Source organism: Candidatus Marifrigoribacter sp. Uisw_064 (genome assembly GCF_047730175.1).
Taxonomy (GTDB): domain Bacteria; phylum Bacteroidota; class Bacteroidia; order Flavobacteriales; family Flavobacteriaceae; genus Marifrigoribacter.
Genome location: NZ_CP159833.1, coordinates 1,075,170 through 1,096,914, shown reverse-complemented (window position 1 = coordinate 1,096,914; position 21,745 = coordinate 1,075,170). Strand labels below are relative to the sequence as shown.

At 31.6% G+C, this 21,745-nt stretch carries 18 protein-coding genes; 12 read left to right on the top strand and 6 right to left on the bottom strand.

The features are described from left to right. Nucleotides 1-381 carry a TraR/DksA family transcriptional regulator gene (locus tag ABXT64_RS04840; protein WP_443634375.1) on the top strand — a complete coding sequence of 127 codons (381 nt, stop codon included), beginning with the start codon at nucleotides 1-3 and terminating at the stop codon, nucleotides 379-381. A gap of 154 nt (nucleotides 382-535) precedes the next feature. Then, nucleotides 536-1,144: a lipoprotein signal peptidase gene (locus tag ABXT64_RS04835; RefSeq protein ID WP_443634373.1), complete on the top strand. Its 609-nt coding sequence runs from the start codon at nucleotides 536-538 to the stop codon at nucleotides 1,142-1,144. 262 nt (nucleotides 1,145-1,406) lie between these two features. Here the strand turns inward: ABXT64_RS04835 and ABXT64_RS04830 are convergent, their stop codons facing one another. Genes ABXT64_RS04830 through ABXT64_RS04810 form a run of 5 tightly spaced genes read right to left on the bottom strand, consistent with a single transcriptional unit; the run spans nucleotide 1,407 to nucleotide 4,562 of the window. Further along, nucleotides 1,407-1,826: a DUF2752 domain-containing protein gene (locus tag ABXT64_RS04830; RefSeq protein ID WP_443634372.1), complete on the bottom strand. Its 420-nt coding sequence runs from the start codon at nucleotides 1,824-1,826 to the stop codon at nucleotides 1,407-1,409. After that, on the bottom strand, nucleotides 1,810-2,088 hold the full coding sequence (locus ABXT64_RS04825) for a CD225/dispanin family protein (RefSeq protein WP_443634370.1): 279 nt from the start codon (nucleotides 2,086-2,088) through the stop codon (nucleotides 1,810-1,812). Before ABXT64_RS04825 ends, ABXT64_RS04830 begins: the two co-directional genes overlap by 17 nt. A gap of 27 nt (nucleotides 2,089-2,115) precedes the next feature. After that, nucleotides 2,116-2,685, bottom strand: a complete 570-nt coding sequence (locus ABXT64_RS04820) for a 5-formyltetrahydrofolate cyclo-ligase (protein ID WP_443634921.1) — start codon at nucleotides 2,683-2,685, stop codon at nucleotides 2,116-2,118. 13 nt (nucleotides 2,686-2,698) lie between these two features. Next, nucleotides 2,699-3,688 carry a succinylglutamate desuccinylase/aspartoacylase family protein gene (locus ABXT64_RS04815; protein WP_443634368.1) on the bottom strand — a complete coding sequence of 330 codons (990 nt, stop codon included), beginning with the start codon at nucleotides 3,686-3,688 and terminating at the stop codon, nucleotides 2,699-2,701. A gap of 1 nt (nucleotide 3,689) precedes the next feature. Then, nucleotides 3,690-4,562 carry an ATP-grasp domain-containing protein gene (locus ABXT64_RS04810; protein WP_443634367.1) on the bottom strand — a complete coding sequence of 291 codons (873 nt, stop codon included), beginning with the start codon at nucleotides 4,560-4,562 and terminating at the stop codon, nucleotides 3,690-3,692. A gap of 118 nt (nucleotides 4,563-4,680) precedes the next feature. On the opposite strand from ABXT64_RS04810, the gene uvrC reads away from it, so the two are divergent. The 9 genes from uvrC to ABXT64_RS04765 all read left to right on the top strand — a co-directional run bounded on the left by uvrC (nucleotide 4,681) and on the right by ABXT64_RS04765 (nucleotide 17,604). Beyond that, entirely contained in the window at nucleotides 4,681-6,477 is a 1,797-nt protein-coding gene (gene uvrC / locus ABXT64_RS04805; protein ID WP_443634366.1) for an excinuclease ABC subunit UvrC, read from the top strand. Beyond that, nucleotides 6,474-8,741 (top strand): patatin-like phospholipase family protein, encoded by a 2,268-nt coding sequence (locus tag ABXT64_RS04800; RefSeq protein WP_443634364.1) that lies wholly within the window; start codon nucleotides 6,474-6,476, stop codon nucleotides 8,739-8,741. Before uvrC ends, ABXT64_RS04800 begins: the two co-directional genes overlap by 4 nt. A 164-nt stretch (nucleotides 8,742-8,905) precedes the next feature. Then, nucleotides 8,906-10,063 carry a homogentisate 1,2-dioxygenase gene (locus ABXT64_RS04795; protein WP_443634363.1) on the top strand — a complete coding sequence of 386 codons (1,158 nt, stop codon included), beginning with the start codon at nucleotides 8,906-8,908 and terminating at the stop codon, nucleotides 10,061-10,063. Nucleotides 10,064-10,076: 13 nt separating this feature from the next. Further along, nucleotides 10,077-11,237, top strand: a complete 1,161-nt coding sequence (gene hppD, locus ABXT64_RS04790) for a 4-hydroxyphenylpyruvate dioxygenase (RefSeq protein ID WP_443634361.1) — start codon at nucleotides 10,077-10,079, stop codon at nucleotides 11,235-11,237. 97 nt (nucleotides 11,238-11,334) lie between these two features. Beyond that, nucleotides 11,335-12,108, top strand: coding sequence for a DUF3108 domain-containing protein (locus ABXT64_RS04785; RefSeq protein WP_443634360.1), 774 nt, complete (start codon nucleotides 11,335-11,337; stop codon nucleotides 12,106-12,108). 6 nt (nucleotides 12,109-12,114) lie between these two features. Further along, nucleotides 12,115-13,056, top strand: a complete 942-nt coding sequence (locus tag ABXT64_RS04780) for a tryptophan 2,3-dioxygenase family protein (RefSeq protein WP_443634359.1) — start codon at nucleotides 12,115-12,117, stop codon at nucleotides 13,054-13,056. A 25-nt stretch (nucleotides 13,057-13,081) separates the two neighbouring features. Beyond that, nucleotides 13,082-14,305, top strand: coding sequence for a peptidoglycan DD-metalloendopeptidase family protein (locus ABXT64_RS04775; protein WP_443634357.1), 1,224 nt, complete (start codon nucleotides 13,082-13,084; stop codon nucleotides 14,303-14,305). Nucleotides 14,306-14,441: 136 nt separating this feature from the next. Further along, complete coding sequence (locus ABXT64_RS04770; protein WP_443634355.1) at nucleotides 14,442-17,066, top strand: TonB-dependent receptor; 2,625 nt, start codon at nucleotides 14,442-14,444, stop codon at nucleotides 17,064-17,066. A gap of 97 nt (nucleotides 17,067-17,163) precedes the next feature. Then, nucleotides 17,164-17,604, top strand: a complete 441-nt coding sequence (locus ABXT64_RS04765; protein ID WP_443634354.1) for a hypothetical protein — start codon at nucleotides 17,164-17,166, stop codon at nucleotides 17,602-17,604. Between the two features lie 48 nt (nucleotides 17,605-17,652). Here the strand turns inward: ABXT64_RS04765 and ABXT64_RS04760 are convergent, their stop codons facing one another. After that, on the bottom strand, nucleotides 17,653-18,702 hold the full coding sequence (locus tag ABXT64_RS04760) for an endonuclease/exonuclease/phosphatase family protein (RefSeq protein WP_443634352.1): 1,050 nt from the start codon (nucleotides 18,700-18,702) through the stop codon (nucleotides 17,653-17,655). Between the two features lie 226 nt (nucleotides 18,703-18,928). Between ABXT64_RS04760 and ABXT64_RS04755 the strand changes: the two genes are divergently transcribed. After that, nucleotides 18,929-21,736: a carboxypeptidase-like regulatory domain-containing protein gene (locus ABXT64_RS04755; protein WP_443634350.1), complete on the top strand. Its 2,808-nt coding sequence runs from the start codon at nucleotides 18,929-18,931 to the stop codon at nucleotides 21,734-21,736. The last annotated feature ends 9 nt before the right edge of the window (nucleotides 21,737-21,745 follow it).

Genomic DNA, 21,745 nt, shown 5'->3' with positions numbered 1-21,745 from the left:
ATGGCACAAGAAATAAAATTAAGATATACAGACGCCGAGTTAGAAGAATTTAGAACACTCGTAATTTCAAAAATCACAAAAGCTCAGGCACAATTAGCATTAATAGAAAGTTCTTTTAGAAACGACAGTAATAATGGAACCGATGATACTTCGCCTACATTTAAAGCTTTTGATGAAGGAAGTGAAGTAATGAGTAAAGAAACTTCTTCACAATTAGCAATTCGTCAAGAAAAATTTATTCGTGATCTTAAAAATGCTATCATTAGAATTGAAAACAAAACTTACGGAATTTGTAGAGTGACTAAAAAATTAATCAACAAAGAGCGATTAAAATTAGTGCCTCATGCAACTTTAAGTATTGAAGCAAAAAATATGCAATAATTATTTTTTGTGAAATTATTAAATCCTCATTTTTTTAAAATGAGGATTTTTTTATTTTAAATGTTATGAGCTTATTAAATGCTCTTTCAAACCAATTAATATTATTATTTTAGTGCCACTTAAAAAATTAAATTTTTAATTATTACACCTATTTATGTCTCTTAAAAAAGCAACTTTAATTATCATCTTAATTTTAATAATCGATCAGGTTTCTAAGATTTATATAAAAACAAATTTTGCTTTAGGAGAAGATTTTAAAGTATTTGATTGGTTTAGTATTTATTTTGTTGAAAATGAAGGAATGGCTTGGGGAGCTAAAATTCCAGGTAAATATGGGAAATTATTCCTTACCCTTTTTAGATTAGTTGCCATTGTAGGTATTGGATATTGGTTATGGGATTCTGTGCGAAAAAATGCGTCTAGAATATTAATTGTATCAATTGCGTTAATTTTTTCTGGAGCTATGGGAAATTTAATAGATTCCATTTTCTACGGACTAATCTTCGATGATAGTTACAGACAAGTAGCAACCATGTTTCCAGATGCAGGTGGCTATGCAACTTTATTTCATGGAAAAGTAGTTGACATGTTATATTTTCCTTTATGGAAAGGTTATTTACCAGAATGGGTCCCATTTAAAGGCGGTGATTATTTTACCTTTTTTGAACCCGTTTTTAATGTAGCAGATACTGCCATTAGTTCTGGTGTTGGATTACTTTTAGCGTTTAATAAAAAAGCATTTCCTAAAAAAGAGGAAGAATAGATTATTTTTTAAGCCCTTGTCATTCTCAGCCTGCCGGCAGGCAGGCTTGACTGGGAATCCATTTTGATACTTATGCAAATGTTGAATGGATCCTGAATCACTTCGACAAGCTCAGTGCAGGCAAGTTCAGGATGACAAGAAAATGTTTCAGTATAACAATTTTTTTTAAATACTTTTTGTCATTCCGAATGCTAATGAGGAATCTCTAATAATTATATAAAAAGATGCTTCGTTCATTCTTCCCTCTGAATGACAGTACAAACTATTCAGTAGGAGCTAATAAATTAAAAGGATACATAGGAATATTTCTAGCAATCCAATAGAGTATTGCAAGTCCAAAATACCCGTAAATAAATAGCTTGTTGTAAAAAAGCTTAATACGATGTTGCGTATCGAAAATAAAATTCCAAGCATTAACTCCAAGCCCATAAATAATTAATGGTAAACTTAAAACCATTAATGGATTGAGTCTAAAAGCCGCTAATATATTAAAATGTAATAATTGATGAATCGCTCTTTGCGAACCACATCCTGGACAATGGTATCCTGTTAAAAAATTAAAAGGACAGGGAATAAAATATGAATGTGTAGAAGGGTTATAGAAATGATATAAGCTAAAAAGCCCTCCCAAAACTACTGCGATGAGAGTGAGTTTAACTATTTTTTTATAAATTTCCTGCAAATAAACCAAGAGCAATACTAAATATTATAATTCCTATAGATAGAACAAAACCTAAAATAGCTCCCCAAATAGCATATTTTTTTGCGTCAGCGGCTGCTTTTAACGCTCCCTCTTTATCACCTAAAACCCAAAGTTCTTTTACTTTGGTAGATTTAATTATAGCTACAATACCTAAAGGTAGGCAGCATAATACGGTGCATAAAATGGCCCACACTAAATTATTATCAGGAGGAGTATCGTTAGGATGGTTAATAATTTCCATAAATTAAATTGTAATTATATAAAGATACTATGTTTTAATAAAAGAATAGGTTTTAAAAGGAGTAATACAATAATGTAAAGGAATATCTAAAGAAGAATTCTCCATTAATGGTTCAGCTTCAAAAAAGGAAAGCCCTATAAAAATTGTATTGGCGCTACATTGAGCTAAAAAGCGGTCGTAAAATCCTTTTCCATATCCCACTCTATTTCCTTCTATATCAAAAACTAACAAGGGAACAAATACAACATCTATTATCGATACCTGAATTTCTATTCCAGAAATAGGCTCAGGGATGCCATAAGAGGAGGGTTGTAATCTTGTACTATCTTGTAATAAAATATGCTTTAATTCACCTGAACTAAAATCTGATTTTGGTACTATGACACTTTTATCTCTACCTTGAAGGATATGTAAAAGATATTCGGTATTGATTTCTTTTTTTTCTGAAATAGATAAAAATAAATGATAATTAGAAGATTCCCAGATAGGAAGTTTTAGTGATTGATTCGCAATTTGAAGACTTAACTCTTCAATTGTCTCTAACGATAACTCTTCTCTTTTTTGTTTGTATTTTTTACGAAGCTCTTCTTTATTCATCAAAACTTTCTCTTTATTCTTCATTTATAAAAAAATCATTTTTAGTAGATATATGAAAAATAGCATCCCCTTGATGTACAATGGGAGCTTGATTTACATTTATAATAAACCCATCATTTTTTGCGAGTACTTTAAATCGCATTTTACCATAAGGGTCAGTAATTGTTGCTAATACTTCGTCTATATGTACAAATTTATTGCATTTTATTTTTGTGTGTAATAAACCACTTCGCTGTGCACGAATCCATTTACTTTTTTCAATGATGACCGTGTTTTTATTTGTAGGCTTTACTTTAATTTTGTCATGTAACATTTCCAGATGATCTAAAAAACGTTTCACTCCATTTACTCCATAGCGTATAATTTCTTTATTACAATCAAGCGACTTTCCTCCTTCAAAAAGTATGATAGGGATGCCCATTTTATCACAGGTAGAACGATAACTTTTTTTAATATTATTAGAATACACTATAAAAGGAGCATTGAACACTTTTGCTAAATTTAATAGATTGTCATCTCCAGGCTTAATGCGTATTTGAGCTGCATTAAATCGACTAGCACCACCGGTATGAAAATCTAAACAATAATCTGCATGAGGAAGAATTTGATTCGTAAAATAATAAGCAACTCTACTCGCCAAAGAACCTGATTTAGTGCCAGGAAAAGTTCTGTTTAAATCTCTGCCATCGGGAAAAGCTCTACTTGTATTTAAAAACCCAAAGACATTTAAAATAGGGATACAAATTATAGTGCCTTTTTTGGGTTTATTAATTTTTCGTGCGATTAATTGACGTACAATTTCAACGCCGTTAATTTCATCCCCATGTATGGCTGCGGTTATTAATATTATAGGACCAGGCAGGGTTGCTCGTTCTATAATTATAGGGATTTCAATTTTGGTGGTTGTAAATAATTTAGCAATATTGAAATCGATGGTTTTACTTTCCCCTAAACCAATTTTTTCTCCAAGAATTAATAATACATCTTCCTTTTTATCGGTCATATTAACGTTTGTTTCTTTCAATATAGCTAATCATTTTCTGAGCAATATTAATTCCTGTTGTGGTTTCTATCCCTTCTAGTCCTGGAGTAGAATTAATTTCAAGAACCAATGGGCCATTTTTAGATTGTAAAAGATCAACACCACAAACTCCCAATCCTAATGCCTTCGCAGCTTTTATTGCAATATGCTCTTCCTCAGGGGTAAGTTTAATTATTTCTGAAGATCCTCCTCGATGTAAATTAGATCTAAAATCACCATCTTTTGACTGTCTTTTCATAGCGGCAACTACTTCTCCATCAATAACAATAATTCGAACATCACTGCCATTTGATTCTTCAATAAACTCCTGAACAATAAAAGGAACATTTGCTGTTTGCAACGTTTGCATTGTAGACAGCGCACTTTTATAGGTTTCAGCTAAAATTACGCCATTTCCATGGGTGCCTTCTAAAATTTTTATAATAATGGGCGCTCTATTAAATTCAGAAAGAATCGTGTCAAAATCAGATGCATTCCCTAAAAATGTTTTAGGAACTGGTACATTTGCCTTTGAAAGTATTTGAGTACATATCCATTTATCTCTAGATTGTAAAATTGCTTCAGGAGAGACAACAGAAAACACACCCATAGATTCGAAATGTCTTACCACGGAAGAACCTAAATAGGTATTTGAGGCTCCAATTCTAGGAATAATAGCATCTAAATCTTCAATTATTTCATCATAATATCGTACAATAGGATTCCCGTTTTCAATGGATAAAGTACAATAAGTTGGATCTAAAACTTCCATGGTGTGCTTTTTAATAGCACCCGCATTAATAATACTTTTAGTAGAGTATAAAGAAGAACCCCTTGATAAAACAGCTATATTCATAAATTCATTTCGCTTTTGCTAATTTAATAAAAAGAAAAGCAATTGTTAAATATTTATTTTACTCATTTTTTGATTTGAAAGCCTTTCAAGGAAGAAAAACATCCTATATCTTTGAGCTATGCCAAATCCTTCCATCGCATTACAAACTTCAACATTACCCAATAAACCTGGGGTATATCAATATTACGATAGTGAAGGTAAAATCTTATATGTAGGGAAAGCCAAAAATTTAAAAAAAAGAGTAGCTTCTTATTTTACAAAAACGCATGATAATGGAAAGACAAGATTATTAGTTAAAAAGATAGTAACCATTAAACATATAGTGGTTGCTACTGAAACTGATGCTTTATTGTTAGAAAACAACCTCATTAAAAAATACCAGCCTCGATATAATATCATGCTTAAAGATGATAAAACATATCCTTGGATTTGTATTAAAAACGAACGTTTTCCACGAGTATTTTCAACGCGAAGAATGATAAAAGATGGTTCTGAATATTTTGGACCCTATACCAGTATGAAAACTGTTCATACGCTTTTAGAGCTAATCAATGGATTGTACCCTCTTCGGAATTGTAAGTATGATCTTTCAGATAAAAATATTAAAACAGGTAAGTATAAAGTGTGTTTGGAGTATCACTTAGGGAATTGTTTGGGGCCTTGTGAGGATTATTATTCTGAAGGAAAATATAATAATACGATCGATGCGATTCGAAATATATTAAAAGGAAACTTTAAAGAGTCCTTACATTCGTTTAAAACACAAATGAATGAATTAGCTGTGAATCTTCATTTTGAAGAAGCGCAAAAAATTAAAGAAAAAATAGATACGCTTAAAAATTACCAATCAAAATCTACGATTGTTAACCCTAAGATTAATAATGTTGATGTGTTTTCTATTGTATCAGATGCTAGTTTTGGGTATGTTAATTACCTTCAAATTTCTTATGGATCTATCATTCGATCACATACTTTAGAAATAAAGAAAAAGTTAGAAGAAACGGACAAAGAAATATTAGAACTAGCTATTATAGAAATTCGTCAGCGATTTCAATCCTTATGTGAAGAAATTTATGTCCCTTTTTCTGTTAATGTGGGAGAAAATATAAAAGTGTATATTCCTAAAGTAGGAGACAAAAAACATATATTAGATTTATCTGAACGCAATGCAAAATACTATCGCTTAGAGCGTTTTAAGCAAGTAAAAATAACAGACCCTAATCGTCATGAAAACAGAATCATGGCACAAATGAAAAAGGATTTACGTTTAAATGAGGAACCACGACATATTGAATGTTTTGATAACAGTAATATTCAAGGAACCAATGCTGTTGCAGCCTGCGTAGTTTTTAGAAACGGTAAGCCGAGTAAAAAAGACTACCGTAAATTTAATATAAAAACCGTAGAAGGGCCAGATGATTTTGCTTCGATGGAAGAAGTGGTGTACCGCAGATATAAAAGAATGTTAGATGAAAAGCAACCATTGCCACAACTTATCATCATAGATGGAGGGAAGGGTCAGTTATCATCCTCATTAAAAAGTTTAGATACATTAAATTTAAGAGGAAAAATTGCTATTGTTGGGATAGCGAAAAGATTAGAAGAATTATTTTACCCAGACGATCCAATTCCCTTATATTTAGATAAGAAATCGGAGACTTTAAAAATTATTCAACAATTAAGAAATGAAGCCCATCGTTTTGGGATTACGTTTCATAGAAATAAACGAAGTAAAGAAGCGTTAAACACTGTGTTAGAAACGATTCCTGGAATAGGTGAAAAAACTATTTTAGATTTATTAAAACATTTTAAAAGTACCCAACGTATTATGGAAGCCGATGTTGAAAGTTTAACAGAAGTTGTTGGAGTTAGTAGAGCAAAAAAAATTAGTACTCATTTTCAAACATTAAAGTGAAGAATTACTTATTAATCATACTATTATTTGTTTCAAGTTTTGTGTTTTCCCAAACGCAAGATTCTGAAAAAAAAACCAATGATGTAAAAGTTGGATTGGTGTTAAGTGGAGGGGGCGCAAAAGGACTTGCACATATTGGAGTGTTAAAGGTAATCGAAGAAGCAGGCGTTAGAATCGATTATATTGGAGGAACAAGTATGGGAGCGATTGTGGGAGCTTTATATGCTTCAGGGTATTCTGCACATCAATTAGATTCTATTTTTAAAGCGATAGACTTTAGTATGCTTATACAAGATGAAATTCCAAGAAGAGCTAAAACTTTTTATGAAAGAGATGATTCTGAAAAATATGCTTTAACCTTACCTTTCGATAAATTCGAAGTCTCATTCCCGAAAGGAATATCTAAAGGTCAAAACCTATATAATTTACTGTCAAAATTAACAAGTCATGTAGGCGAAATAGATGATTTTAACGAGTTGCCTATTCCATTTTTTTGTATAGCAACCAATATAGAGTCAGGAAAAGAAGTGACCCTAAACTCGGGTTATTTAGCTAAAGCAATTACAGCTAGTGGCGCAATTCCAACGTTGTTTAGCCCAGTGCAAATTAATGATTCAATTTATGTCGATGGTGGCGTGTCAAACAATTACCCTGTAGATAAAGTGAGAAAATTAGGCGCAGATTATATCATTGGTGTTGATGTACAGGATACCCTTAAAACAAAAGAAAAACTAAATACAGCTTTCGATGTTTTTGTGCAGATAAGTAACTTCAATACTGTTGAGGGTATGATCGAAAAACGAAAAAATACAGACCTGTATATTCACCCTAATATTGATGATTATAATTTAGTTTCATTTGCTGAAGGAAGAGAGATTATTGACTCAGGTATTAAAGAAGCAACTAATTTTAAAGAGCAATTAGAAGCATTAGCGATTAGACAGAGCTCTTCTGAAATTACTTCAGAAAGAAAAAAAGGAATTGATATTTCCTTTGAAACAAATGAGGCTCTTTTAATTAAAAAAGTAGAAATCGAAGGGAATAAAAATTATTCAAGGTCGTATATTTTAGGGAAACTTAAACTAAAGACTCCAGCTATAACTTCGTATCAAGAATTTAATGAAGGGGTAAATAATCTTTCTGCAACTGGAAATTTTCAAGGTATTAATTATCGATTTATTCATGATGATGAAGGGGCTATAACAGTTAGGTTTAATGTAATTGAGAGTGATTCAAAAATGTTATTAAGAATAGCAGCTCACTATGATGATTTGTATAAGTCTGCAGCCTTAGTAAATATTACTAGAAAACGAGTGTTTACTAATAACGATGTAGCTTCATTCGATTTTATTATTGGAGATAATATTCGTTATAATTTTAATTATTATATAGATAAAGGGTTTTATTGGAGCCTCGGTTTAAATTCAAGCTTGAATACCTTTGATAAAAATGTAGATGTTGAATTTTTATTTCCAGAGGGATTACCATTACTTAATTCGCAAATAAATGAGATCAACTTAAATTATTCAGATTTAACAAATCAGGTTTTCGTTCAAACACTTTTTAAAAGAAGTTATTTAGTACGTTTAGGAGTAGAGCATAAATGGTTAAAATACCATTCGAATACTATTGGATTAGATGAAGATAATATTCCAAGAACAGTGTTCGAAAACAATAACTATATCAGTACCTATGGGACATTAAAATTTGACACATTTGATAATAAATTTTTTCCAAAAAAGGGGTTTATTTTTGAAAGCGATTTTCACTTGTACCTTTTTACATTAGATAAAGATATTGATGTTAAGGAATTTTCTATAGCAAAAGCAAAAGTTGGATTTGCAAAAACATTTTTTAAAAAGTTAACAGCATTGATTTCAGCTGAAGGTGGTGTCAAAATAGGAGGGTCTACAAACAATTCATTCGATTTTTTTGTGGGAGGATATGGGTTTAAAGAAACAAATAATATTCTGTCTTTATATGGCTATGAGGCTTTAAGTTTTAGGGGAGATACTTTTTTAAAATCTACCCTAACGTTAGATTATGAAGTAATTAAAAAAGGACATATAAATTTTGCCGCAAACATAGCAAATATTGGAGATCGTTTGTTTTCTACAAAGGATTGGATAGATAGTGTAGATTATACAGGATATGCAGTTGGATTAGGGCTAGAAACTTTTATTGGTCCAATAGAAATTAAATATTCTTTTTCTCCAGAATTAGATGAAGGAGAATGGTATATAACTGCTGGGTTTAGGTTTTAAAGTTTTCATACTTAATTTGATGCAAAATTTTACGATATTTGTTGAATGGTAGAGAAAGAATGGACTTATTTACTAATAAAATTAAAATTTCTTATTAAAAGAAACCCTGAGTAGTACGCATTCTTTGAAAAAACAACAATAAGTACTAACGTTAATTTTACACTATGCCTATTTATCATAAATTAGGGAAAATTCCTCCCAAAAGACACACTCAATTTAAAAAGCCAGATGGGAGTTTATATTACGAGCAACTATTTGGAACTATTGGCTTTGATGGAATGTCCAGTAACATGTACCATGAACATAGACCTACACAAGTTAAGGAAATTAAAAAACAATACAGTATAGCTCCAAAAATTGCGAAAGCTAACAACATACAATCGTATAAATTAAGAGGGTTTCAAATACCTCAAATTAATGACTACTTAGAAAGTAGAAAAGTAGTGCTAACAAATAGTGATTGTAATATAATATTAGCAGCACCAAAAAACAAAAAAACAGAATACTTTTATAAGAATACAGATGCAGACGAATTAATTTTTATTCATAAAGGGACGGGAACCTTAAGAACAATGCTTGGAAATTTAGATTTTAAGTATGGAGATTATTTATTAATTCCTCGAGGTATTATTTATAAAATAGATTTTAACTCAGAAGATAATCGTTTATTTATCGTTGAATCTTATAGCCCAATTTACACTCCGAAAAGATATCGAAATTGGTTTGGACAATTATTAGAGCATTCTCCCTTTTGTGAAAGGGACATTCGAAGACCAGAAACCATAGAAACGTATAATAAAACAGGCGATTTTATCATTAAAGTAAAAAAACAAAACGAAATCATTGAAATGGTTTATGCCACGCATCCTTTCGATGTAATTGGATATGATGGTTATAATTATCCATATGCTTTTTCAATACACGATTTTGAACCTATAACTGGTAGAATACATCAACCACCACCAGTACACCAAACTTTTGAGACAAGTGCTTTTGCTGTATGTAGTTTTGTGCCAAGATTATACGATTATCACCCGAAGTCAATACCGGCGCCATATAACCATAGCAATATTGATAGTGATGAGGTGTTGTATTATGTTGATGGAGATTTTATGAGTAGAAATGATGTTGAGCCCGGGAATATATCTCTTCATCCAGCAGGCATACCTCACGGACCACACCCAGGAGCTGTCGAAAGAAGTATTGGTAAAGTAAGCACAGAAGAACTGGCTGTAATGGTAGATACGTTTAAACCATTACAAGTAACAGAAGAAGCAATGAAAATTGCAGATGAAGATTATTATAAATCTTGGATAGAATAAAAAAAACAAAAAAATGAGTAAAGAACTAAAATCAGTAAACTACGGTTTAGAGAAAATATTTGAAGGAGCACAAGATTTTTTGCCTCTTTTAGGAACGGATTATGTTGAGTTTTATGTTGGAAATGCAAAACAATCAGCCCACTTTTATAAAACAGCATTTGGATTTCAATCTTATGCCTATAAAGGTCTGGAAACAGGGTCAAGAGACAGCGTGAGTTATGTTTTAACTCAAGATAAAATTAAAATAGTATTAACGACTCCATTAAATAGTAAATCTCCAATTAACAAACACATAGTTAAGCATGGGGATGGTGTTAAAGTTATAGCCCTTTGGGTTGATGATGCAAGAAGTGCCTACGAAGAAACGACTAAAAGAGGCGCGAAGTCTTATATGGAACCAATCGTTGAAACCGATGAATTTGGTGAAGTTATAAGAGCTGGGATTTATACCTATGGAGAAACGGTACATATGTTTGTGGAGCGTAAAAACTATAAAGGAACATTTATGCCAGGGTTTGTTGAATGGAAATCAGATTATAATCCAGAACCTGTAGGCCTTAAATATATTGATCATATGGTTGGTAATGTTGGATGGGGACAAATGAATACTTGGGTAAAGTGGTATGAGGATGTGATGGGCTTTGTCAATTTTTTATCTTTTGATGATAAACAGATCCATACAGAATATTCAGCTTTAATGAGTAAAGTGATGAGTAATGGAAATGGAAGAATAAAATTTCCAATTAATGAACCTGCAAAAGCTGCAAAAAAATCGCAAATTGAAGAATACTTAGATTTCTATGAAGATTCTGGGGTACAACATATTGCTGTAGCTACAGATGATATTATTAAAACAGTAGCTAAATTAAAAGCACGAGGAATCGAATTTTTACCACCACCACCACAATCTTATTATGATGAAATTCCTGGTAGATTAGGAGTGCATATGGATATAATGAAAGAGGATATTAATGAATTACAAAGACTATCTATATTAGTTGATGCAGATGAAGAAGGGTATTTGTTGCAAATATTTACAAAACCTATTGAAGATAGGCCAACTTTATTTTTTGAAATAATACAAAGAATGGGAGCACAAGGATTTGGAGCAGGAAACTTTAAAGCGTTGTTCGAATCAATTGAAAGAGAACAAGCATTAAGAGGAACTTTATAAATTAACGTAACAGATTAATAAACTATCGACTAAAAGGTAGTTTATTAATTTTTGGAATAGATGTTGTTTTAAAGACTATATCTTTAAAACTTTATGGATGAATAAATTTTTTATACTATTATTATTTTTGGGCCAGGTTGTTTTTAGTCAAACAACTAAAAAATCCTACGACACAGGTGAATGGTTGAACTTCAGAGTGCACTATGGTTTTGTAACCGCAGGATACGCAACTTTAGAAGTAGATAATGCCCATATTAATGGAAAAGAAGTTTTTCATGTAAAAGGGGAAGGAAAAACTACAGGTCTTTCAAGGTTTTTCTTTAAAGTAGAAGATATATATCAATCATATATTGATAAGGAAAAAGATATCCCATACCGTTTTATTAGAAAAATTAATGAAGGAGGGCACACAAAGGATATTCAAATTGATTTTGACCATGGTACTCAAAAAGCATTAATAAATAATAAAAAGCATAACAAAAAATCAACTGTATCTTTTCCTAGTGAAACTCAAGATATGGTTTCAGCTTTATATTATCTAAGAAATAATTTAGATACAAGCAATTTATCAAAAGGGGATGAGTTAGAGATGGATATGTTTTTTGATAAGGAAAATTATAAATTCAAACTAAAATTTCTAGGGAGAGAAGTTATTAATACAGCATTTGGAAAAGTTTCCTGCTTAATATTTCGACCATATGTTCAATCTGGAAGAGTCTTTAAAGAGAAAGAAAGCCTTACAGTATGGGTAAGTGATGATGATAACAAAATCCCTTTACTAATAAAAGCAGATTTAGCTGTAGGTTCATTAAAGGCTTCTTTAACTGAATTTAAAGGACTAAGTCATTCATTTAAAATCCAAGTAGATTAATTAATTATGGCAATCAAACCAGAAACTTTAAAATTATTAGAGCAACTAGAAGAGAAGTATACTGCAATTGGTCAAGATGTAGAGACACATTTAGAAGGCCTACTTTATAGTGAGCCTATCACTTATTGGGATTATATACAAACAGATGCATTATTAAATCTTCAAATACAAAGAACAACTTTGCCTGATGAAATGGTATTTATTATGTACCATCAGATTAATGAACTCCTATTTAAAATGATTCTTTGGGAAATTGAGCAGGTAGCGCATAATGAACATATAACCGCCTCTTTCTTTTCTTCAAAACTAATGCGTATTAGTCGCTATTTTGATATGCTTACTTCCTCTTTTTCAATCATGCAAGAAGGAATGGAGGTTGAACAATATATGAAGTTTAGAACTACGCTAACACCAGCAAGTGGTTTCCAAAGCGCATTATATAGAAAAATCGAATTTGCATCCACCGATCTAATTAATTTAATCGATGCTAGGTTTAGAGATACCATAGATAGAAACACTCCTTATGAACATGCTCTTGAACATTTATACTGGCAAGCTGCAGGGAAAGATTATAAAACAGGTAAAAAAAGTTATTTATTATCTTCTTTTGAAGAAAAGTATAAAAATGAATTTATTGCTTTTACCCAAGAATATAACACCATAAATTTATATGCTAAATTTAAGGAATTACCCAAAGAAGTAAAAGAAGATGATGCCCTACGAAAAGCCATGAGGCATTATGATCATACCGTAAACATCACATGGGTATTAGCTCATTACAATGCCGCGAGGTATTATTTGTCTGGTGGAAATAAAAATACAGAAGTAGAAGAAGCAACAGGGGGTAGTGATTGGACAAAATATATGCATCCAAAGTACCAACGTAGAATATTCTTCCCTGAATTATGGACTGAACAAGAATTAAAAAACTGGGGTCATAACGTTTAACCTCTCAAAAAATCAAGCAACACTTTTGAAAAATATATATTTATTACTCCCCATCCTACTTTTCTTTTTCGCCTGCTCTTCAGATTTAAAAGAAGATGATATCTCCGCTGAGAATTTAATTGTCAAAAAGAAAAACATTGAATATGGTTTTAATCTAGACGATTTTCGAGTTATTAGAGATACGATTCGTTCAGGGGATACATTTGGTGCAATTTTAGATGAAAATCATGTGCCTCAAAGTAAAATATATGAAGCAGCCACCAAAATTAAAGATAGCTTCGATGTGAGAAGAATAAAAATTGGGAAACCTTACGTTATACTTAACTCAAAAGATAGTTTAAATACAGCCCAAGTATTTATTTATGAAAAAAATAGAGTAGACTACGCTGTGATCGACTTAAGAGATAGTATTACTTCTTTTAATAAAAGAAAACCTGTTACGATTATAGAAAAATCAGCGTCAGGAATTATTACAAGTTCACTTTCACAAACAATGGAGGATCAAAATTTAAGTCCTTACATGACAGATAGATTTGCAAATATTTATGCCTGGACTATCGACTTTTTTAGACTACAACCTGGAGATCGTTTTAAAGTAATTTATTCTGAAAAATTCATTAATGATACAATTTCAGCAGGATTAGATGACATTAAAGCGGTATACTTTGAGCACAGAGGAAAACCGTTATTTGCTTTTAATTTTGTTGACGATTCGTTTCATAATTCATCTGATTTTTTTGATGAGAAAGCAAATAACTTAAGGCGCGCATTTTTAAAATCTCCAGTAAAGTTTAGTCGAATTTCTTCTCGTTATAATTTAAAACGACGCATTAAATATTATGGTTATAAAGTTCGAGCACATAAAGGGACTGATTTTGCGGCACCTTATGGCACTCCAATTCTAGCTACAGCAGACGGGACTGTCTCCAAATCTGAGCGCAGAGGAGGCAATGGAAATTATGTAAAAATCCGCCATAATAGCACCTATGAAACTCAATACCTGCATATGAAAAAGAGGAATGCAAAAGTAGGTGATTTTGTTAGACAAGGAGATGTAATTGGTTGGATAGGAACTACGGGTAATTCAGGAGGACCTCATGTATGTTATCGTTTTTGGAAAAATGGCAAACAAGTGGATCCTTTTAGGCAAGATTTGCCGTCATCTAAGCCTTTAGCAGATTCATTGCGACCTTCTTTTTATAAATATATTTCACCTCTTAAGGAAAAACTTGACTGCATTTCTTTTTAATGTATTAATAATGAGAGTGTTAATAAATTTTTAATAACATATTATATTTATGTTAAATAAGATTTATTTGAAATGTATTTTTGTAAATAATAAAATTATTATTTTTATTTTTGCACCAACAACAAAACAACAATTAATGATGAAAAAAATTACTTTTAATTTAATGGTTTCCTTTTTACTTATGAGCGCAATCTCATTTGCTCAAGGAACCGTTACAGGTACAGTTTCTGATAGCGACCTAGGAGGTTCATTATCAGGAGCAAATATTATCGAAGAAGGCGCAAATAATGGCGCTATAGCAGATTTTGACGGAAATTTTTCGTTAAATGTAACTGGAAATAGTGGGACTATCGTAATATCTTACCTTGGTTATACTTCTACTAGTGTTTCATACACATTAACAAACGGTACAGCTAATTTAGGAACAGTTTCATTGGAAGGTGATGCTAACGCTCTTGACGAAGTTGTAGTAATTGGAACTGGTGTAATTGATCTTGCAGCTGGAAGAGCTACTCCTGTAGCTGTTTCAAGTATTTCAGGAAGAGAAATCCAATTAAAAGCAACTGGTAACGTTGAGTTTACGGAAGCTTTAAAAAATACTCCTTCAGTATATGTTGCTAATCAAGCAGGTGGATTTGGTGATAGTCAAATTTTCTTAAGAGGTTATGATCAAACTAATACTGCATTCTTATTAAATGGACAACCTATTAATGGAATGGAAGACGGAAGAATGTACTGGTCTAACTGGTCAGGTATGTCTGATGTTGCAAATGTAGTTGAAATTCAGCGTGGTTTAGGTTCTTCTAAATTAGCTATTTCTTCAGTAGGTGGTACAGTTAATATCGTATCAAAAACTACAAATAAAAAAGAAGGTGGATTTGCACGTTTCTTAGCGGGTAATGATAGTTATTTTAAAAGTACAGTAAGTTACGATTCTGGTCTGAATGAGAGTGGATGGGCTTTTTCTGTATTAGTTGATCACTGGCAAGCACATAGAAAGTATTCTATTGGTACTGCAGGTCAAGGACAAAACTATATGTTTTCTGTTGGGTACAAACCAAATGACAAACATGCTTTAAACTTCTTAATTACAGGTGCTCCACAATGGCACGATCAAAATTTCTCTGATGATTTAGAGGATTATGAATTACTAGGACAAAAGCAAAATGCAAATTCAGGTTTTCTTGATGGAGAACGTTATACTGAAAGAAGAAACTATTACCATAAGCCAGTTGCCAATTTAAACTGGGATTTCAATATTAATGAATCAATGGATTTATCTACAGTACTTTATGCTTCTTGGGGCCGTGGTGGTGGAACAGGTGGTCTTGGTAGTGGTAGAGTAAGAAATGACAGAGATGAAATAGACTTTGATCAAATTGTTGAAAACAATATCGCAAACGCTGATGCAGATGGTATAGCTGGTTTTGGAGGTTCATATGTAAGAAGAGCTTCTGTAAATAACCATAACTGGTATGGTTTACTTTCTAATTTAAATATAGAATCTAACGACTGGACATTTAATGTAGGGGTTGATAGTAGATTGTATCATGGAGATCACTTTAGACAAATAAATGATTTATTAGGACTTTCTGGTTTTAATGATAATTATGGTCTTGATCGTCCAGATGATTACGTGATAACTGAAGAATTTGAAGCTGATCCTTGGGGTGCATTATTTAATTTTGCAGATGATGATCAACGTTATTCTTATAACTACTCTGAAGACATTAATTATATTGGTGGATTTGGACAAATAGAATATGCTAACGATAACTTTTCTGTTTTTGTACAAGGTGCATTTTCTTCTCAAACTTACCAAAGAGAAGGTCATTTTGCTGATTCAGATGGAGAAGGAAAAGGAAAATCTGATAAATTATCTAAAACAGGTTATAATGTAAAAGGTGGTTTAAGCTATAACTTTAATGAAAACCATACAATATTTGCAAATGCAGGTCTTTTCTCACGTCAACCTTTCTTAGATAATATCTTTACTGATATTAGAAGATCTAATGATATTGTAAAACCAGACGTAGACAATGAAGAAATCTTAGGTTTTGAAGCAGGTTACCGTTTTAAAAATCAAAACTTAAAAGTTAATGTAGATTTCTATCATACTGAATGGGGAAATAGATTTGTACAATATGGAACACAAGAATTAGTAGATGGAGTTGAAACTTTTTTCACTAATAGATTATCAGATGTTAGTCAAAAACATATGGGATTTGAAACAGATGTTGCTTATAGACCAGGAAATGGAATATGGAAATTACATTGGTATACTTCAGTTGGAAATTGGAAATATGATGGAGAATCCCCAAGAACAAAGCAAAATGATGAAACAAACGAATTTGTTACTTTAACTAATGAAGAAAGTTCGCTTGATTTATCTGGAACTAAAGTTGGTAATGCACCACAAACTTCTACAGGGTTAGGATTAACGGTTAACATCTGTGAAAGCTTATCTGTAGATGGATCTTATAATATCTATTCAGATTTATATGAATTTGTTGATGCTGATGATGTAGTAGATGCAGCGACTTCTACACCTAGTACTGTATATCAACCTGAAAGATTAGACTCTTATACTCTAGGAGATGTTGGTTTAACTTATAAATTTAAGCTTGGAAATAACAAACTTACATTTAGAGGAAACGTATACAATGTATTTAACACTGCTTATGTTAACCAAAGAAATGCTTTTGGATATTACTTAGGAAACGGAAGAACATTTAATGGAAGTTTAAAATTCCAGTTCTAATATTTTCTTTTATTTAAATATTAAAAACGCCTTGAGAAATCAAGGCGTTTTTTTAGTTTAATATGCATATATTTGAATCTAACTAATCACTAATATTATGTATACAACACTTCAATTAATTCATTCTTATTGGGCTTATTTAACCTTATTAATTATTATTCTTGCAACTTTAAATGGGCTTCTAGGTCTTTTCTCTAATCGTAATTTTGGAGCTAAAGATTTACGTATTTCTCTTTTTGCATTAATCGTAACTCATTTACAAGTACTATTAGGACTTATTTTATTCTTTGTGTCACCAAATGGATTAAAAGCAATAAGTACTAATGGAATTGGAGAAGTAATGAAAAACGCTATTCAAAGACTCTTTGTAGTTGAGCATCCTTTAATTATGTTAATCGCAGTTGTTTTAATTACAATTGGATTTTCTAAACATAAAAAGAAAGAAGATTCAAAAAGAAAATTTAAAGTAATTACTATATTTTATACCATTGCCTTAATTTTAATATTAAGCAGAATTCCATGGGCACAATGGCTCTAAATTTATATAAGCAATAAAAAAAGCTTCTGATAATTCAGAAGCTTTTTTTTATTGTTCTTTTATTAAATAAAGGTAGACAGGAAAATGATCACTGTATCCTCCAGTAAAACTACCATTACTAAAACTACGATAAGGATATCCTTTATATTTCCCTCTAGGATTTGCTAAATACGATTTATCATAAATACCAGCTTTATAAAAACGATAGGTAGAAAAATCCTTTTTAAGTAATTCTGTAGAAAGAATCATTTGGTCAAATAAATTCCATCCATCTCTCCAGGCTAAAGTCCCTAATCCTTTTTTATGCATCTTCTCCATAGGGTTGTACAGTTCCTTCATTTTTAGGTCTTCTCTATCTTTTTTTGTCTTTAAAAACTCTTTTACACTTGGATTAGTTGGATCATCATTGAAGTCACCCATTGTAATAATCTTTGCATACGGATCATCGCTATATAATGAGTCAATTATTTGTCTGTTCAGTTTTGCAGCTTTTATTCTTTTAGACCTACTTCTTTCTTCTCCACCACTTCGTGAAGGCCAATGATTAACAATAAAGTGAATTTTTTCACCATCTAACATTCCACTCACTAATAATTGATCTCTAGTGAAAATCCTTTTAGTTGCATCATTGTTATCATATATAATGAGTTCATGTGCTTTATAATTTGTTGGAGTAAAAAGTTTTTTCTGATATAATAAAGCGACATCGATTCCCCTTCTGTCGGGTGAATCAAATTGTATAATTCCATAATCTTTAGAAAGTAAAGGTTCTTGATTCACTAAATCTTCTAACACCCTTCTATTTTCAATTTCACAAATGCCTATAATAGCTGGTGTAGTGCCAGTAACATCTTTTCCGATTTCAGAAATTACTTTTGCCATGTTTTTAAGTTTAGCATTATAAATTTCTTCAGTCCAATGATCTTTTCCATCGGGAGTTCTATCATCATCAAACGTGATTGGATCATTTTCAAAATCAAATAAATTTTCAACATTATAAAATGCGATGGTATTTACCTTAAAAGATTTTTTATCCTGTGCATTTATAATAGAAAAAGAGAAGCTAATTAGAATTAATATATGGTATTTAAAACTCATTTAATTGCATTATTTTGTTTTGGGGAGTTTAAATACTTCTTATAATATATAGAAATATACATTTTTTTAATTAACTTTGATTATAACTCTCCTATAGATGTTTTAAAACATCGCAAATTCAATTTATAACTACAACACTTAAAACAAATTTCGAAAACTATTTTTTGACCTCTTGAAGCCCCTCTTATTGTAGTAATTAAATTGAAAATGCAAAGAAATTTTCAGGATGAAAAATTTTTATTTAACTTCCTTTTTCACAATTTTTTGTGGATTAAGTATAGGTGCACAGAAAGCTTTCGTAAAGGGTAGAGTAGTTGATACCAATTCGAGTGAAGTTATTCAAAATGTAAATGTTCGTATCCAATCTAGTACTTATAGTACAATAACCGATGCGCAAGGGATGTTTTTTATTAGTAGTACAGACCTTCCTCAAGGAGAGCAAGTACTACTAGTAAGTAAACAAGGATATTTAGCTCAACGAGTTCCCATTACTATACAAAATGGAACCACCATTAATCTTGATCCATTATTATTTGAAATTGATTTAACTGAAATCGAAGCGCAAATAGGAATCATTAGTCTTTCAGACAATGAATTAGACCAAGATGAAGGGACATCATTTAATATTTCAGGCTTGCTTCAAGCGTCAAAAGATGTATTTTTAAATGCAGCTGCTTACGATTTTAGTGCAACATTTTTTAGGCCGCGGGGCTTAGATAACGCCAATGGTAAAGTTCTTATCAATGGTCTTGAAATGAACAAACTATTTAATGGTAGACCTCAATGGGCAAATTGGGGCGGTATTAATGATGTTCAAAGAAACCGTGAATTTACTATGGGACTTAAGGCTAATGATTACACTTTTGGTGATCTAGCAGGTACTACAAATATGGTAATGAGAGCTTCTCAATACCGTAAAGGAGGAAGATTTTCTTATGCAACTGCAAATAAAAGTTACCAAGGACGTGTTATGGGGTCTTACCATAGCGGACTTAATTTAAACGGTTGGGCTTATTCTGTGTTAGCTTCAAGACGTTTTGGTACTGAAGGATATATTGATGGTACCTCTTATAATGCTAATTCATTTTTTGCTTCTGTAGAGAAAAAGATAAATGATGAACACAGTTTAAACTTTATGGGGATATACACACCAAATAGAAGAGGTAAATCCACCGCTATTACAGAGGAAGTTTTTAGACTCAAAGGGAGAAAATACAATCCGAATTGGGGATATCAAAATGTAGAAAAAAGAAATAGTAGAATAAAAGAGGTAGTAGAACCTATTATTATGTTAAATCATTACTGGAAGGTTTCAGAAAAATCTAACTTAAATACAAATCTTGGATATCAATTTGGAAAAGTGGGAAATACTAGATTAGATTATGGTGGCAATAGAAACCCTGCAGGAAATTATTATCAAAGATTACCTAGTTATTTATTAAGAAATGAAAGCTTAACATCTTATGATTATCAATTAGCGTATGAAGCTGAACAAGAATTCATAAACGATGGACAGTTAGATTGGAATTCATTATACCAAGGGAATGATAATACTGTTGATGGTTTCTCTACTTACGTGCTTCAAGAAGACAGAAATGATGACAATCAACTATCGTTTAACACTATTTTTAATACTGTTTTAAATGAGAATATAAGTTTAAATGCAGCTATAAATTTTAGGGATTTAAAAAGTGAAAATTTTGCTGAAGTAATAGATCTATTAGGAGGCGAAGGTTATATAGATTTTGATCGTTTTGGAGATGGTGGAACTGAAGGGCAAAGTGATTTATTAAATCTAAATCGAATTGTTCAAGAAGGGGATCGGTATAAATATAATTATGAACTTAATGCAAATGTAGTTTCAGGATTTGTACAAGGGCAATTTAAATATAATACGATAGATTTTTATGTAGCAGCTAATGTGGCTAAAACAAAATACCAAAGAACTGGGATATACAAAAACGGCTACTTTCCAGATGAAGGTCGTTCATTAGGAGATAGTGATGAATTAGATTTCACTGCGATTGGAGTAAAAGCAGGAGTAACGTATAAGCTCACAGGACGTCATTTAATCGATTTGAATGGAGGTTATTTTACCAAAGCTCCTACCATGAGAAATTCTTTTGCAAATGCAAGACAAAGTAATGATTTAGTTGAAGGGATTGCTGAAGAATCTGTTAAGTCTGTAGATATAAGTTACATCTATAGATCTCCAATTGTTAAAGCGAGATTGACAGGATATTATGCAGGGCTTGATGATGCTTCTGATATAGGATTCTTTTTTACACAAAATGCCCTTGGAAATGATGATAACACTGCTTTTGTACAAGAAATTGTAACAGGGATTAGTAAAAGAAATGCTGGTGTAGAACTTGGTATTGAAGCACAGGTGTTGCCCACGTTTAAACTTAAAGCAGCTGCAACTATTGGCCAAAATGTATACACTAATAAACCAGAACTTTACCTAGCAGGAGATGATTTTGATTTAGATCCAAATGATGGTTTCGTAGAAGGAAATGATTTATTTAGAAAAGGAAAAAGAGAAGCATCCCTAGAAAATCATCATGTTTCTGGCGGACCAGAAAGAGCATATCAAATAGGAATCGAATACCGAGATCCAAATTTTTGGTGGGTAGGAGTTACAACTAATTATTTTTCAAATGCTTATGTTGATGTAAGTAATTTAAGAAGAACAAGCGATTTCTATACAGATATAGACGGACTTCCATATAATGATTACGACGAAGAGGTAGCTAGAGGATTATTAAAACAAGAACAATTAGATGATTATTTCCTGGTCAATGTTATTGGAGGAAAGTCATGGAGAGTTAAGAGGTATTATGTTGGCTTCTTTGCCTCAATCAATAATGTGCTAGATCAAAAATACAAAACTGGTGGTTTCGAAGATTCTCGTCGTGCTAGTTATAGACAACAAGTTGAAGAACAAGGACGTGAAAATGGCCCTGTGTTTGGAAGCCGTTATTTCTTTGGTAGTGGGGCGACCTATTACCTAAATATTTATGTAAGATTTTAATTAACTGAA

Coding starts and splice junctions, on each gene's coding strand:
- ABXT64_RS04840 (WP_443634375.1), top strand. CDS start 1: ATGGCACAAGAAATAAAATTAAGATATACAGACGCCGAGTTAGAAGAA.
- ABXT64_RS04835 (WP_443634373.1), top strand. CDS start 536: ATGTCTCTTAAAAAAGCAACTTTAATTATCATCTTAATTTTAATAATC.
- ABXT64_RS04825 (WP_443634370.1), bottom strand. CDS start 2,088: ATGGAAATTATTAACCATCCTAACGATACTCCTCCTGATAATAATTTA.
- ABXT64_RS04820 (WP_443634921.1), bottom strand. CDS start 2,685: ATGAATAAAGAAGAGCTTCGTAAAAAATACAAACAAAAAAGAGAAGAG.
- ABXT64_RS04815 (WP_443634368.1), bottom strand. CDS start 3,688: ATGACCGATAAAAAGGAAGATGTATTATTAATTCTTGGAGAAAAAATT.
- ABXT64_RS04810 (WP_443634367.1), bottom strand. CDS start 4,562: ATGAATATAGCTGTTTTATCAAGGGGTTCTTCTTTATACTCTACTAAA.
- uvrC (WP_443634366.1), top strand. CDS start 4,681: ATGCCAAATCCTTCCATCGCATTACAAACTTCAACATTACCCAATAAA.
- ABXT64_RS04795 (WP_443634363.1), top strand. CDS start 8,906: ATGCCTATTTATCATAAATTAGGGAAAATTCCTCCCAAAAGACACACT.
- hppD (WP_443634361.1), top strand. CDS start 10,077: ATGAGTAAAGAACTAAAATCAGTAAACTACGGTTTAGAGAAAATATTT.
- ABXT64_RS04785 (WP_443634360.1), top strand. CDS start 11,335: ATGAATAAATTTTTTATACTATTATTATTTTTGGGCCAGGTTGTTTTT.
- ABXT64_RS04780 (WP_443634359.1), top strand. CDS start 12,115: ATGGCAATCAAACCAGAAACTTTAAAATTATTAGAGCAACTAGAAGAG.
- ABXT64_RS04770 (WP_443634355.1), top strand. CDS start 14,442: ATGATGAAAAAAATTACTTTTAATTTAATGGTTTCCTTTTTACTTATG.
- ABXT64_RS04765 (WP_443634354.1), top strand. CDS start 17,164: ATGTATACAACACTTCAATTAATTCATTCTTATTGGGCTTATTTAACC.
- ABXT64_RS04760 (WP_443634352.1), bottom strand. CDS start 18,702: ATGAGTTTTAAATACCATATATTAATTCTAATTAGCTTCTCTTTTTCT.
- ABXT64_RS04755 (WP_443634350.1), top strand. CDS start 18,929: ATGAAAAATTTTTATTTAACTTCCTTTTTCACAATTTTTTGTGGATTA.